Source organism: Bacillus sp. FSL E2-0195, assembly GCF_038003645.1.
Classification (GTDB): domain Bacteria; phylum Bacillota; class Bacilli; order Bacillales; family Bacillaceae_G; genus Bacillus_A; species Bacillus_A mycoides.
Map to the genome: position 1 here is coordinate 983521 of NZ_JBBOPN010000001.1, position 13896 is coordinate 997416.

General features: G+C 35.7%; 14 protein-coding genes and 2 pseudogenes. 9 read left to right on the forward strand and 7 right to left on the reverse strand.

What is annotated here, in order from left to right; translation table 11 throughout:
- Positions 1 to 75 precede the first annotated feature (75 nt).
- Positions 76 to 606 (reverse strand): cysteine hydrolase family protein, encoded by a 531-nt coding sequence (locus MHH59_RS05025; protein WP_033730911.1) that lies wholly within the window; start codon positions 604 to 606, stop codon positions 76 to 78.
- A 479-nt stretch (positions 607 to 1085) separates the two neighbouring features.
- Between MHH59_RS05025 and MHH59_RS05030 the strand changes: the two genes are divergently transcribed.
- From MHH59_RS05030 to MHH59_RS05040, 3 genes are all read left to right on the forward strand, one after another.
- Positions 1086 to 2822: an S-layer homology domain-containing protein gene (locus MHH59_RS05030; RefSeq protein WP_340850903.1), complete on the forward strand. Its 1737-nt coding sequence runs from the start codon at positions 1086 to 1088 to the stop codon at positions 2820 to 2822.
- Positions 2823 to 2988: 166 nt separating this feature from the next.
- Positions 2989 to 3303: a PadR family transcriptional regulator gene (locus tag MHH59_RS05035; RefSeq protein ID WP_001078071.1), complete on the forward strand. Its 315-nt coding sequence runs from the start codon at positions 2989 to 2991 to the stop codon at positions 3301 to 3303.
- A 16-nt stretch (positions 3304 to 3319) separates the two neighbouring features.
- Positions 3320 to 3931 (forward strand): DUF2812 domain-containing protein, encoded by a 612-nt coding sequence (locus tag MHH59_RS05040; RefSeq protein WP_002186530.1) that lies wholly within the window; start codon positions 3320 to 3322, stop codon positions 3929 to 3931.
- Positions 3932 to 4044: 113 nt separating this feature from the next.
- On the opposite strand, the pseudogene MHH59_RS05045 reads toward MHH59_RS05040, so the two are convergent.
- Positions 4045 to 4359 (reverse strand): annotated as a pseudogene (locus MHH59_RS05045) (Tn3 family transposase); the annotation flags it as partial.
- A 105-nt stretch (positions 4360 to 4464) separates the two neighbouring features.
- On the opposite strand from MHH59_RS05045, the gene MHH59_RS05050 reads away from it, so the two are divergent.
- The 4 genes from MHH59_RS05050 to MHH59_RS05065 all read left to right on the forward strand — a co-directional run bounded on the left by MHH59_RS05050 (position 4465) and on the right by MHH59_RS05065 (position 8741).
- Complete coding sequence (locus MHH59_RS05050) at positions 4465 to 5934, forward strand: glutamate decarboxylase (RefSeq protein ID WP_340850904.1); 1470 nt, start codon at positions 4465 to 4467, stop codon at positions 5932 to 5934.
- Positions 5935 to 6192: 258 nt separating this feature from the next.
- Entirely contained in the window at positions 6193 to 6864 is a 672-nt protein-coding gene (locus tag MHH59_RS05055; RefSeq protein WP_003187718.1) for a hypothetical protein, read from the forward strand.
- 54 nt (positions 6865 to 6918) lie between these two features.
- A complete protein-coding gene (locus MHH59_RS05060) occupies positions 6919 to 7578 on the forward strand; it encodes a hypothetical protein (RefSeq protein ID WP_340850905.1) in 660 nt (219 codons plus the stop codon).
- A 254-nt stretch (positions 7579 to 7832) separates the two neighbouring features.
- Positions 7833 to 8741: an alpha/beta fold hydrolase gene (locus MHH59_RS05065; RefSeq protein WP_340850906.1), complete on the forward strand. Its 909-nt coding sequence runs from the start codon at positions 7833 to 7835 to the stop codon at positions 8739 to 8741.
- 205 nt (positions 8742 to 8946) lie between these two features.
- Here the strand turns inward: MHH59_RS05065 and MHH59_RS05070 are convergent, their stop codons facing one another.
- The 4 genes and pseudogenes from MHH59_RS05070 to MHH59_RS05085 form a co-directional block, all read right to left on the reverse strand.
- Complete coding sequence (locus MHH59_RS05070) at positions 8947 to 9156, reverse strand: hypothetical protein (protein WP_159147430.1); 210 nt, start codon at positions 9154 to 9156, stop codon at positions 8947 to 8949.
- A 435-nt stretch (positions 9157 to 9591) separates the two neighbouring features.
- Positions 9592 to 9801 (reverse strand): glycine zipper domain-containing protein, encoded by a 210-nt coding sequence (locus MHH59_RS05075; RefSeq protein ID WP_000764047.1) that lies wholly within the window; start codon positions 9799 to 9801, stop codon positions 9592 to 9594.
- A gap of 92 nt (positions 9802 to 9893) precedes the next feature.
- Positions 9894 to 10136, reverse strand: a pseudogene (locus tag MHH59_RS05080) (DDE-type integrase/transposase/recombinase); the annotation flags it as partial.
- A 114-nt stretch (positions 10137 to 10250) separates the two neighbouring features.
- Complete coding sequence (locus MHH59_RS05085) at positions 10251 to 10451, reverse strand: DUF1657 domain-containing protein (RefSeq protein WP_000218933.1); 201 nt, start codon at positions 10449 to 10451, stop codon at positions 10251 to 10253.
- 210 nt (positions 10452 to 10661) lie between these two features.
- Here MHH59_RS05085 and MHH59_RS05090 point away from each other — a divergent pair, with 210 nt between their 5' ends.
- Positions 10662 to 11888 (forward strand): phospholipase D-like domain-containing protein, encoded by a 1227-nt coding sequence (locus MHH59_RS05090; protein WP_016126658.1) that lies wholly within the window; start codon positions 10662 to 10664, stop codon positions 11886 to 11888.
- A 524-nt stretch (positions 11889 to 12412) separates the two neighbouring features.
- Complete coding sequence (locus tag MHH59_RS05095) at positions 12413 to 12613, forward strand: cold-shock protein (protein WP_000434816.1); 201 nt, start codon at positions 12413 to 12415, stop codon at positions 12611 to 12613.
- A gap of 759 nt (positions 12614 to 13372) precedes the next feature.
- Here the strand turns inward: MHH59_RS05095 and MHH59_RS05100 are convergent.
- A complete protein-coding gene (locus tag MHH59_RS05100; RefSeq protein ID WP_048516921.1) occupies positions 13373 to 13888 on the reverse strand; it encodes a TetR/AcrR family transcriptional regulator in 516 nt (171 codons plus the stop codon).
- Between the last annotated feature and the right edge of the window lie 8 nt (positions 13889 to 13896).

Below are 13896 nucleotides of genomic sequence, written 5' to 3' on the forward strand. Positions count from 1 at the left end.
GCAGTTCACTGGAAAGCAATTCTTTGAAAGTGGCTATAGTAAAAAATATATAGACTATCAAATATAGAAATGGAATCAAAACTCTATACTTTCGGAATTTTTTACGCAGGCAAACCATTGACCTATTATCTCGTTATGATGCTTAATAATTTGAGACGCCGATAATATTGTAGAATTATATGTACTATGTCCATTCTTTACAAGAGTAACGTCATACCCTAAGCTGTATGCACGCCGGCATGTTGCATCTATGCAAATTTCAGATTGAATTCCTGCTATAACAACTCGTTTTATATTTCTCATTTCCAGCTCTTGTTGAAGACTCGTTTTATGAAAAGAATCCGGATGATTCTTTTCAAGAACGACATCTCCTGTTGCTGGAGCAATTGATTTATGAATTTCCCATCCAGGTGTCCCTTGGCTAAGCAAGGAACCAGACTTCCCGTTAAACTTCATATAAAAAATAGGGGCTGAAGCAGAACGGGCTTTAGAAATCAATAATTGAATAACTCTTAATAATTCCGTTCTATTATATAGGACTTTTTTCTCTTCAAATGAACCTACCTGTACATCAATAATAAGGAATGCTGTACAGCTTTTCATCATAAATACCCTCCTAATACGTGGTCCAAAAATACAAAAGTGAAATATATGCAAACTCCAATGCTATGCACATTTAATGTATCCAAAAATTCCAAAGAATATTGCATGGAGGTATGAAGTGGATTCCAATAATTACAATTAGTAAAAACTGTTTTAAATAAAGGACATGAAATTGGCAATCATACAATGAATTATGTTAAAAGGTATGTTCTCAGGATTATATTGCGATTTTAATGGGGGTAGCATTGTTTTTATAGGCTACATTTTAGCGAAATAAAGCTCGAAAAACGATATTATTTATATATTCGTAAGTAAAACAGCATAATATCAGTATGAATCTCTATAACAATATGAGTTTTTGCATATTTTGAAATTTAATATATCCTCCGAAAAGTTTTAATTGTATAATGTGTTTTGTCATATTCTTTTAGATTTTTCGACAAAAAATAACAAAAATAGAAGACGTATTGGGAGAATACATTATGTACATAAAACTATTAAAATCAATTACATCCTTATCACTTATTGGTGGTGCTTTATTATATACAAATGGCAGTGATGTGAAAGCTGCTGAAACGGGTACTTTTTCGGATGTACCTACATCGCACTGGTCCTATCCTGCGATTAAAGACTTAGCGAGCAAAAATATTATTTCAGGCTATGGAAATGGAAAGTTTGGTTTTGGTGATGTTGCGACGAGGGAGCAAGTTGCAGCTTTAATTTATCGTGTGTTAGTACCGAATAAGCAAGGTGGTACGTTTAGTAATGATGGTGCTCGTTATGTATTAAAAGATGGGTCTACTTTAAATAATCCGTATCGTGATATTCGCTCAGGTTCTACAATGTTTCCGGAAGAGGTTTTAACGTTAACGAAATTGGGAATTTTTAAAGGTGATGGAAATGGCGGTTTTAGACCGAAAGATTCTGTTAGCCGTGCAGAAATGGCGCAAATTATTAAAAATGCGTTCCAAGTTTCAGCTAAACAAAAACATACATTTAATGATGTTCCAAATGGGTTTTGGGCAGAAAACGCGATTAGTGCGGTGCAGTCAAACGGGATTGCATCTGGTACAGGAGACGGGAAATTTGAACCAGCTAAAACGGTAACGCGTGAACAGTATGCACAGTTTTTATATAATGCATTGAAATATAAAAAGCCTGAGGTTGCGGTGCAAGATACGGGAGATGCGGCATTATTAGCAGCATTCAAAAATGAAGTACAAACGCGTATTAATACGTATGAAACGAATATTACACTTCCATATAAAACGAAAAACAGTAATACAAAAGAAGTGATGAATACACTTTTTAACGCATATGAAGAAGTCGCAAATAAAAATGAGTATACAAATTATAATAGATCGAATATTTCATACTCACTATCTGGATCACCTGGAAATTATACATTTACGCTAAATATTACATATCGCGAAACGAAAGAACAAACAGAGTATGTGATGAAACAAGCGAAAGCGATCGTTTCTTCTATTATTCAAACGGGAATGGATGATCATGAAAAAGTGAAGGCGGTTCATGATTATGTTGTAAAACATGTTTCTTACGATACGTCTTATAAAGCGTATACAGCATATGAGGCACTCGCGAATCGTTCTGCCGTTTGCCAAGGTTACACACTATTAACCTATCAATTATTAAAAGAAGCTGGAATTGAGAATCATTTTGTAGTAGGAACTGGAGACGGTCAGCCTCATGCTTGGAATTTAGTGAAAATCGATAACAAATGGTACCATCTTGATACAACATTTGATGATCCAGTGCCAGATGAACAAGGCCGCGTAACGTATTCTTATTTCAACTTATCAGATGAGCAAATCGCAAGAAATCATGAGTGGAACCGCGGGGACTATCCGCAAGCTACAACAAACTATTATAGTACATTAACAAATAAAATTGCGACAGGTGGTACGAAAACACCTGCATATCAGCAAATATTAAAAGATACAAAGTTAAATTATTTAGGAAATGAATATATCGCAAATAACTATAATGAATTCAAAAATAAAATGCAGCAACGTTATAGCACAAAGTCAGCAAAGATTGAAATTCTTTATAAACAATCAATGGATGGCGCATTGCAAGATGTGAAAAAAGTAATTGGAGAAATCGGTTATCCGCAAGGAGCGAACCGTGTTTCTTATAAAGCTGAGCCGTATAATGCGAAAGAAGGATATTCTTTAGTGACGATTACGTTTATGTAAAAAAGCAACCTAGATCCTATGAGATCTAGGTTGTTTTTTTGTACCTAAATTTGACATGTACAGTTAGACTGTATAAAATAAAGCTATACAGTTCAACTATACAGTTCAACTATACAGTTCAACTATATAGTTTAGCTATATATTAATCGTTACACTGGAGGTCTTTATGAATAGAGATAAAAATTTACCATTAACGGAAACAACGTATTACGTTCTTTTAGCTTTATTAGAGCCAGCACACGGATATTTAATTATGCAAAAGGTTGAGGAACTTAGTAATCATCAAGTGAAAATCGCAGCGGGTACATTGTATGGTGCGGTTGAAAATTTATTAAAGCAACAATTAATAGAATCGGTAAAAAGTGAAGATAAACGAAGAAAAGTGTATGTCATTACTGAGCGGGGGAAAGAAGTATTACATTTAGACTTTATGAGGATGCAGCACATTATTGGGGTTACAAAAAGCTTATTAAATGTATAGTTAGGAGGAAGCGAAGATGTGGAGATTGAAATTCTTTTTAGACTTTGAGAAAGAGGAAAAATGGTTAGAAGAGATGGCTTGGAAAGGCTATCAACTAAAAAGTAATACATTTGGTTATAAATTTAAAATCGCAGAACCAGAGGATGCGACAATTAAAATAGATTATAGAATATTTTATAGACGAAGTGATTTTATTAATTATTGTACGTTATTTGAAGATAGCGGCTGGAAGCATATAGCCGGTAAATGGTGGGCAGGCACGCAATATTTTAAAAAGATAGATGAGGAAAGTGAAGATGACATTTTTTCAGATCAAATGTCACGAGCAGGGAAGTATAAACGTTTATCTAAGACATTTTTAGAATTAGCAATATGTTATTTTCCTCTATTAATGCTATTTATGTTTAATAATACAATTGATTTAGGAGTGATGTTAAATCCGAAAGGCCTATACTATACACCAGGATTATGGGATATGCACGGCGCAGCATTTTTAGGATCATTCTTATTTGAAACGCCATTTGCATTAATGAGGGGCATTTCATGGTTGTTTATCCCAGCTGCGATTGGTATGTTTTTCTTTTTCTCATATAAAGCAAATCGATTGTATGAAGAGAGAAAATACTAGGAGGACCCCCTTAAAGCTGATGCTTTGAGGGGGATTCTTTTGAATTTGTAAATGGTGTACTTGGTTAGCTTGATGGGCATGGGGTAGAGTCAAGAAAATGCGGATTTACAACGCTAAGAAAGTTTCAATGGTCTTAGAGAATCTAATGAGACCACTTTCTCTGAATTAAAATGGTATTCTCCTAGTAAATTGATATGTTCCCAACCTAAAGGTGACATATGATGCAATCAGTCTTCATTAAAACTACCTATCCGTTTTTGATATTTAACTGCTTTTGTTAGATGTAAAGTATTCCAGATACTGATGGCATTGATAATTATGTTTAAGGCACTGGCCCTTTGCAATTGATGCTGTATGGTTTGTTCCCTAAGCTCACCTTGTTTTCCGAAGAAAATAGCTCTTGCAAGTCCATTCATGGCTTCTCCTTTAATTCGAATGGTGGCAGCACCTTTTATTAGAATTGTCCCCTTGGTGTAACAAATGCTTTTTTGTAAATAATATGTTTGTTAAACAATTAATTAAGGGGGACTTGTATGCCACAGGATCGAAAAGCAGAAGTTCAAAACGATGCATACGAAGGAAAAGAGATCATGCCAGATAATCTACAATATCTACCGCGTCACGTGCAAATGGAGCTGCCTCACGAATTTTCTGTAAATCCTCTGTTTGCCCGCGAAGGAGAATCAGTCGTTCCGCGCTTTCACATGCCTGATGAAGGCATGTTACCAGAAACAGCGTATCAAATCGTCCATGATGAAATTGCTCTTGATGGCAATGCCCGCTTGAATCTTGCAACATTCGTTAGCACATGGATGGAGCCTGCCGCAGAGCACTTATATGCCAAATCATTCGACAAGAACATGATTGACAAGGATGAATATCCACAGACAGCCGAAATTGAGGAGCGGTGTGTCCGCATTTTAGCAAACCTCTGGCATTCGCCCACTCCCCTTACGACTATGGGCGTTTCAACAACTGGATCGTCGGAAGCATGTATGCTCGGGGGGCTTGCGTTAAAGAGACGCTGGCAAAATGCACGCAAAAGCGAAGGGAAGCCGGTGGATCGGCCCAATATTGTGTTTAGTTCTGCTGTTCAAGTTGTGTGGGAAAAATTCGCGAACTATTGGGAGGTTGAACCACGCTATGTGAAGGTTAGCCCAGAGCATCCCCGATTGGATCCTCAGGGGGTCCTCGCTGCCGTGGATGAAAATACGATTGGTGTGGTACCGATTCTCGGTGAGACTTATACCGGGGTTTACGAGCCGGTTGCCGCCATTGCGAAAGCGTTGGACGATTTACAGGAGAGGACAGGCCTCGACATTCCCATGCATGTGGATGCGGCTTCGGGGGGATTTATAGCACCGTTTCTTCAACCAGATTTAGTCTGGGATTTTCAATTACAGAGGGTGAAGTCCATCAATGTATCCGGACATAAATATGGATTAGTCTACCCTGGGTTGGGTTGGATAATTTGGCGGGAAGCTGAAGATCTCCCTGAGGATCTAATCTTCCGCGTCTCCTATTTGGGCGGGAACATGCCGACTTTTGCCCTGAATTTCTCTCGTCCTGGCGCACAAGTGCTCCTGCAATATTACAATTACCTGCGTTTGGGGAAAAGTGGGTACTATGATGTCCAAAGGGCTTCTCAGAAAGTCGCTCTTTTTCTTAGCAAGGCGATTCAGAAGATGGAACCGTTCGAACTTTTGTCCGATGGTTCGGATATTCCGGTTTTCGCTTGGCGATTGAAAGATGGTTACACATTAAACTGGAATCTTTATGATTTATCTCGACAATTGCGTGTGTTCGGCTGGCAAGTACCCGCCTATCCATTGCCTCCAGATATGGAAGCGGTGACGATTATGCGCGTTGTGGTTCGAAATGGATTTTCCATGGATCTCGCGCATTTATTTTTGAGGAACCTCAAACAGACCGTTGCCTTTCTGGATTCCCTGGACGGGCCTATGCCACATGATACGAAATGTGATAATGGGTTTCATCACTAAATGAAAAAAGCCTAATTTCTTCATATTTAATTGAGAAATTAGGCTTTTTAATATTGAAATTTCCTTAACGTTGTAAATCCGCATTTTCCTGACGCTACCTCAATACATATTATTAAAATTAAGATGGTTCAAGTCGGAGGAAGGCACCTTAGGGTGTCTTTTTTATTGCTCTTCGACAGAATATGACAAAATAGTTGTAACTGTTTCTGTTATGCTTGTGCAGTAAATCTTACATTTAACCACTGGAGGAACTACATAATGGGTAAAATTTTTAAGTTTGGGTGTTTAGGGGTAATAGCAATAGTAGTCATCATTTTTGTTGCTGCAGTTATTGATGGTAGTAATGATTCGAAAGAAAAAGCATCTACTAATCCAAAACAAGAAAGCAAAAAGGATGCTCCAATAAAAGAAGAACAGAAGAAGCAACAAGATGAAGCTAAGAAAAAGGAAGAACCTAAGCCAGCTGTAAACGCTGATAAGGCTACATACGAAAACGAAATCAAGCCTACTATTGATGCCATGATAAAAGAATATGATGAAATTTGGAATCAGGACTGGAGACCTATTTGGGGCGAAGCAAGCAAAGATCCTGCATCTATTGACAAGAACACTTTAAAAGAGAAAATGGAGTCAGTTACAAATCGATACGATGAACTATCCAATAAAAATACTGCGTTTAAAAGCGGTGCGAAGCTAAACGATCCTGTATTAAAAGAGAAGATTGAGAAATTCAGAGTTGATTTTGGACTAGCAACGAACTATAGAAGTAATGCTGGAAGAGCTGTGACTCAAGGAATAAAAGGGGTAGCTCCAATGAAAGAAAGAATGGATGAGGCTCAAAAATCAATCCAACTTTCTGATCAAAAACTAATCAATGCTGTAGCTAGTTTAACTGAAGTTGAATCGAAATTGGGAGTTAGTCGTAATTAGGCACTCGAAAGAGTGCTTTTATTTTGTCCTCAGACATAAATAAAATCAGGGGTGATGTATATGAAGAAAGTATTTATGAGTTTATTGATAGCTACTACGTGTCTTATATTCACTGGTTGTTCAGCAGACATGAAAGTTGTAGAAGAAGATGCTACGGAAAAATTAAAAGATAGCAAGTTGTTTCCGTATATTGAAGAGGCTAGTTACAAAGAAGGTGGTAAAAAGGAAGATAGAACTTCAGTAAACATTAATATAAATGTAGATGAACGATTCTCTGATTTAGAAACAATGGAAAAATATGAAGTGATGCAAGATGCTGTTAATAAGCTAGATGGATCTTCAAGCCTAATTAAATGTGGGAATGACAACCGTTGCATTTATGACAATCTCCATATTTCTGATGGCAATGACAAATACACAATGGATGTTTTTTATAAAGAATTAGTAATTAATGATAATAAAAAATACACTAAATCAGATTATAATTCTGATATGAATCAAATAAAGAAAAAAGAAGAACCTGTTAATACTACTACGAATTCCAACTCAGTTCCTTCTTCATCTGCAGGACAAGAGGCACCATCTACATATGATCCTAAAAAGGATTCGGCTAACTATGATGCTAATGGTAATTATAAACCAGTTGACCAGATGAAACCTGAAGAAATCAAAAAGGAATTAGAAGGATTCCTAGAAGATTCTTTAAAAAGGTAGTTAAAACAAAATATAGATTTGAACCATATTTCTCAATGAACAAAACAACTTAACATGGTAAAATAATATTTGGATGGGAGTCCAATATATATTATTAAAATTAAGATGGTTCAAGTCGGAGAAAGGCACCTTAGGGTGTCTTTTCTTTTTTCTAAATGAGAATTTTGGCTTAAAGAAGATAAATTTTCAACGGATTATTGTCATGAATATATTGATAAAGTTCATTAATATATTTGTAGAAAGGAGGAATTCAAGTGAAGAGAGATGAAAATAGGATTGGTCACTTTACATCTGAAAAAGGAAAGGAAGACTTTCAAATTGCCTACGATGAATCAATGGCACTTCTTCCAAAACCTAACGATACGAAAGATATAAAAACTAAATATGGCACAATTCGTGCTTATTACTTTACTAAAGAGGAAAACAAACATAAGGAGCCAATACTCTTACTCCCTGGACGTGGTGCATCTACTCCAATGTGGGTACCCAATTTAGAAGGGCTAAGGGAGAAAAGGCCTGTTTACACGATAGATTTACTCGGTGAACCTGGAATGAGTGTGCAAACGAAGGTGATTGAAAACCAAAAACAACAAGCAGAATGGTTAAATGAAGTAATTGAAGAATTAAGTTTAGAAAAAGTGCATATCGTGGGTGTCTCCATTGGAGGTTGGACAACAATGAATTTGGCCAGATATAATTCAGAGCATATTGCTACGGCTAGTTTATTGGACCCAGTCTTTGTATTTGCGCAAATGCCCATAAAGATGATTCTTGCATCTATTCCAGCTGCCGTCCCTATTGTACCTAAGTTTATAAGACAAAAGATGTTAAGCTATGTATCTGGAGGAGCAGAAACAAATGACGATGAGCCTATCGCTAAGTTAATCGAGTCGGGTATGCGTAACTATAAACTTAAAACACCAGCACCTGATCTATTTAGTAAAGAAGACTTGAAAAATATCAATGTTCCAGTGCTTGCATTAATGGCTGAAAAAAGTACAATGCACAATTCTGTAAAAGCAGTTGAAACTGGGAAAAAATACGTTAAAGATATAGATATAGTTAACTGGAAAAATGCATCTCACGCAATCAATGGTGAGTTCTCTAACGAAGTTAATGCCAGAATCCTTGATTTTATAGAAAAACATTCTAATGATAACTAAGTTGAAAGTGGAAAATATGTTGTAATAACAACTTTATCTCTATATAGCTATTTAGGAGGAGTTAGCTCATTTTTTGTTTTAGGATATTAAAGTACCCCCTAAATGGAATTTTTTTATAGCACCGAAGTTCATTTTTATGATTTTTGGGGAAGAATGTGCTTCTTAACTTGATACCGCAAAAAAACAAACAGGAATGACTATTAAGTCATTCCTGTTCCTTAAAGAAACCTTCTATGGTACTAGTAACTTCCTTGAATGCTTCACCTTGGACACTAGAAATTGATAATCCTCCAATTATATTTTTCCACTGTGAATTTACACTATCCCAGTTATCATCCCAATTTTCAGTAATATGCTTATAAGCTTTAAAAGGTTTATCACGACTTGGTGAAATATATTTTAAAGCATCTATCAACTCTACAAACTCCAAAACACTTCAGGCCCTTCTTTTAGAATTGGAGTTACCTCTTCGTTTCGAGGTAAAACTTCCATTTAGGTGGTGCTATTAAATTTAAAAAGCTAAAACAAGCATAACCCCGTTCTAAATTTAGGACGGGGTTAAAATATAGTTGTTTAATTTCCGATATAAGATACTTCACTGTACTCAAAAATATAACAATAAAGTCGATTGATAATCTAAGGTTTATTCAGCAATAGCGCCCGATTGCGGAAGACCAAGAAAATGATTATGATTGCTGCTTATAGCTTGTTGAACTAACGCACACGTTACTTTAAGTGAATTGATTCACAATCTTACTGGGAATTTACCTAAAAAAGCTGAATTAACTTAATAAAAAAAAGGACTCCCTTTTTGGGAATCCAATTCATTCAGTGTCACTTTGGTTAAAGTCTAATCTTCTCGGTTCGCAACACTGTCATTAGCCTCATCGGCACCTTCGCCGACTTTGTTACCCATCGCTCCTCCTGCAACAGCTCCTGCAACGGTACCAAGTGGACCAAGAACAGAACCCAAAGCAGCTCCAGCGACAGCACCGACACCAGTTCCTACCGCTTCGCCAGTATCATTATCAACACGGTTACGTTCGTTTTTATCAGCCACGCATCTCACTCCTTATTTAGAATAGGCAAGTGCATTCCAGCACAATACCTTACATATTTTGACCTATAAGGACAGATTTATGCGAAGTGTTAGAATCCTGAGGATTTAGCAAACCGGCGCTTTACATAGCGATGATCTTGTTCTATGTAATTATTGAAATTATTGAAATGTTTGATTGTAGAATGAGTAGTACTTTTATAAAAGTCATTCACCTTTAATTTTTTGAGTGAACAAAGTAAAGAAAGGGCCTTATCTGTTGTCAGAACCGTTGGTTCTCCAAAAGTTTGAACGAGTCGTTTCATAAAAGCATACGCAGATTGTGTATTCCGCTTCTTAAGTTGATGGGCATATGGCGATACCCTTTAATCGTAATCAGCATTATGATAATCGTTATTTAAGCTGGGCACTCTTCCATGGGGACGATATTCTATGTGAAAGGTATTATGTTATTACTTGTACTGAGGCTCTTCATGTTCAATTTGTTGAAGACGAGGATTTAAAGATTCAATAATTTCTTGAGTTTGTTGTGCTGCACCTTTATATAATTGTTTTGCTTGCTTGTTATCAGTATCAAGAACAAATCCTTCTAGGCATGCTTGAGCACTCTTTAATCCAGCGATAGTTTGTTTAAGTTTAGTACTTACTGTCATGTAGTATTCCTCCTTGTAAATGTACTTCAAAATATAGAATGCCTATTTTGTTATCAAAGTACGATTTCCAATTTTAGGGATATACGAATGAGAAATTTTATAGTTAATCATTCAAAGGAGAATTTTTTAGCTAATAGATGCATGGAATAGTTTTGTCCCAATAACAAAAACTAACAGAAATAAAACGATAATATATAAAGGAGATTAAATATGCTGAAAAAGATAGGAAGAATTTTCCGAGCATTCCTCTTTTTATTTATCGGTGGATGTTTAGTTCTGTTTGTTTGGGGGGAAATTGACAGAACAATAGCCGAAAAAAATGGGGTATTTAGCCAGAATTCTAGTCAATACCCTATGCGTCAAAGTGATATTACTATGTATACAGATGGGAAACAGTTAAACAATCAATTATTCTCAGATATAGAGAAAGCAAAGCATTACGTGCATATTAACTTTTTTTCTATTGCTGATGATAAAGTAAGTCATCAGTTTCTAGAGCTATTGCGGAAAAAAAGTCAGGAAGGTGTAGAAGTATACTATGCAGTGGACAGGTTAGGTGGAATTTTACTAAAGAAAAAGGAAAGAGAATTATTAGTTAAAAAAGGAGTTCATTTTACATATTACAATAAACCTGTTTTCCCTTATCTTTTTTCTTCTTTGGATCATCGGAATCATCGTCGTATTTCAGTTATTGATGGAAAGGTTGGTTACATTGGCGGATTCAACATCGGAAAGAAGTATTTGGGGGAAAAAGAAAAACTTGGTTATTGGAGAGATTATCATCTTCAAATACGAGGAGAAGGAGTTCAAGATTTAGAACACCAATTTGTATTAGACTGGAATAAAAACTCAGAGAAACCGATTCCGATACACAATGCGGTAAAGGAAAAGGGAGCAACCTCGCAACGATTTACTGCATATTATAGTGGAGAAAAACTTGGGCAAGATTATGCAATGCTGTTTCAACAAGCAAAAGAATCCATCATTATATTAACACCTTATTTTATACCAAAAGACAGAACTATTTGGAACGCATTAGTAGATGCAAGAAAGAGGGGAGTCCGTGTCAAAATTCTATTCTCACCTCATTCGGATGCACTATTAGTTAAAGAAGCAGCATATCCATATATCCGAAAAGCATTAAAACAGGGGATGGAAGTATATGGTTATAAAAATGGGGTGTTACACGGTAAAGTATTTTTGATTGATGAAAAAGTATTGATGGTTGGGACCGTGAATTTTGATTCACGCTCGTTTCATTTAAATGAAGAAATGAACTGTTATATTCATGACCCTATCTATATTTCGAGAATAAAACCAGTGATTAATGCAGACTTACAAAATTCAAAGCAAGTAACATCCTCTGACGTCAATCAATTATCTATAAAAGAAAAAATGAAAGAAAAGGTTGCAAAAATGTTTGAGTATTATTTGTAAAGACAAAGTATTTTTATATTAGGGATAGTTTCACATTGCCATCAAGATAAGAAATGCAAATACCCCATATCCATCAAGCTAACAAGGACGAGTTACTCCAAAACGATAAAAACGATCAACATGCATCAAAAAAAACACGCTAAGCAAAAATACAATAAGCTGTCCATATGGACAGCTCATTTACATAATTACCGTTATCAGAAGTAAAATTTAACTCGAAAATAGCTAATTTTATCAGTTGTTGAATGTCTGAAAAAAATCAAACCAATGATATTGTTGAGATCCTTTGGAAATTTCTTGCTGTGATGACTATCATAGTGACTTTTTCTCCAGTAACAACTATTAGTAGCTAATTACCATAAGGACTTATTTTTGAAATTTGCTATTTTTTAGAAAGTATGTTAATTTAAGAAAGACCTATTTTTGTTCGGTTTGAGATTAAGAATAAATTTTGTTTTTCGTCTAAGGTATTTGAGCAAGGGTAGTAACATATGTGTGGGTATCCACACTAGGAGGCAACAATTATGGAACAAGGTAAAGTAAAATGGTTTAATGCAGACAAAGGTTTTGGATTCATCGAGCGTGAAGGTGGAGAAGACGTATTCGTACATTTCTCAGCTATCCAAATCGACGGTTTCAAATCTTTAGACGAAGGACAAAGTGTAACATTTGAAGTAGAAAAAGGACAACGTGGCCTACAAGCTACTAATGTTCAAAAAGCTTAATATTAGCTGATGAAAGACCCTCTTGTAGGGTCTTTTTTTTGTTTTTTTACAATATTCCGAATGCAACTTTTTTAAGGGGATTTGGGGTGCTTAACTTTTAATGAAAAAGAAGATGTTAGAAATCATAGTTTTAGCATAATGGGCTTTTTCTTTTAGTTATCTTGCAATTATATTAGGAATACCAAAAAACGGATTATATATAGTCGTAGGATTTTCAATCTTATTTGTTGGTGGAATTTTGATTGTGCATCTATTTTAAAATAAGAATAAAAATGGAAAAATTTTGTTTGATTGTATATCTCATACACGTCTAGTTAACATAACGTCTCATTATCAGTAGCAAGAATAAGGAGGAGCCCTAATCTCATAAGTAAATCTCCCTTTTTTGTTCTATGGATCTATGCATTTTTTTATACATTCCTATCCTGGCATGGTTTTTAGGTTACTGGATTAGCAGAAAAACTGTATAAAATCTTGCGTACTCTTAGCCTGGTTTTTTTCCGAAATGCTGGCGGTACCCCATGCCCATCAAGCTAAAAAGAACGAGTTACCCCAAAACAATAAAAAGCGGGCGAAATGTACACGTTTTTCGTTCTGAGGGTATTATGAGATCTTAAGTTGATGGATGTGTGGCGAGACTATATGAAAGAAAGTTTTGCTCTTTTAACCAAAAACGGTCGTTTATGGTTAGATGAAATACTTACAGCTTTTTATGTGGTGCCCATTTTTTAAGATGTAATAAAAGGTAGAATAGTTGTATCAGGAATTTGCCAAATTCCTTGTATCTGTTGTCCCATATGGAAGAATCTCGTATATTTTTGCAGCAAGTGCCTGAGGAGACTCCCTTGACCCTCTTTTAATCCAATCGGTAACAATATTGAAGATACCGCCTGCTAAAAACAGGATTTGCATTCTGCTCATGTCATGATCGTGTGTAATATCCGCTTGAAAGACCTTTTCCATTGTGTAATTCAAGTAATCAAGCATCATATTAGATATATTTGAATCAATTAACTTTCCTGACGGCTTCTGTGCAGAGACAAATCCCTCTATGATATATTCAATAATTAGCTGCATACTTTCATACGGATCCAAACTATCAACCTCTTTCAAGAATTGTTGAACAATTTCATCCACAGATGCTTGTACGACGTCGTAAACGTTGCGGTAGTATTTGTAGAATGTGACTCTGGCAACTCCAGCCTTTTTACAAATAGCTGTTACGGTTATATCTTGCAATTTATGTTCATGCAACAGTGCGCTCAATGCCTCCATAATGTATG

Bases quoted from the DNA above. Each gene is read 5' to 3' on its own strand.
- MHH59_RS05030 (WP_340850903.1), top strand. From the start codon at position 1,086: ATGTACATAAAACTATTAAAATCAATTACATCCTTATCACTTATTGGT.
- MHH59_RS05035 (WP_001078071.1), top strand. From the start codon at position 2,989: ATGAATAGAGATAAAAATTTACCATTAACGGAAACAACGTATTACGTT.
- MHH59_RS05055 (WP_003187718.1), top strand. From the start codon at position 6,193: ATGGGTAAAATTTTTAAGTTTGGGTGTTTAGGGGTAATAGCAATAGTA.
- MHH59_RS05025 (WP_033730911.1), bottom strand. From the start codon at position 606: ATGATGAAAAGCTGTACAGCATTCCTTATTATTGATGTACAGGTAGGT.
- MHH59_RS05060 (WP_340850905.1), top strand. From the start codon at position 6,919: ATGTATATGAAGAAAGTATTTATGAGTTTATTGATAGCTACTACGTGT.
- MHH59_RS05100 (WP_048516921.1), bottom strand. From the start codon at position 13,888: ATGGAGGCATTGAGCGCACTGTTGCATGAACATAAATTGCAAGATATA.
- MHH59_RS05090 (WP_016126658.1), top strand. From the start codon at position 10,662: ATGCTGAAAAAGATAGGAAGAATTTTCCGAGCATTCCTCTTTTTATTT.
- MHH59_RS05050 (WP_340850904.1), top strand. From the start codon at position 4,465: ATGCCACAGGATCGAAAAGCAGAAGTTCAAAACGATGCATACGAAGGA.
- MHH59_RS05040 (WP_002186530.1), top strand. From the start codon at position 3,320: ATGTGGAGATTGAAATTCTTTTTAGACTTTGAGAAAGAGGAAAAATGG.
- MHH59_RS05085 (WP_000218933.1), bottom strand. From the start codon at position 10,451: ATGACAGTAAGTACTAAACTTAAACAAACTATCGCTGGATTAAAGAGT.
- MHH59_RS05095 (WP_000434816.1), top strand. From the start codon at position 12,413: ATGGAACAAGGTAAAGTAAAATGGTTTAATGCAGACAAAGGTTTTGGA.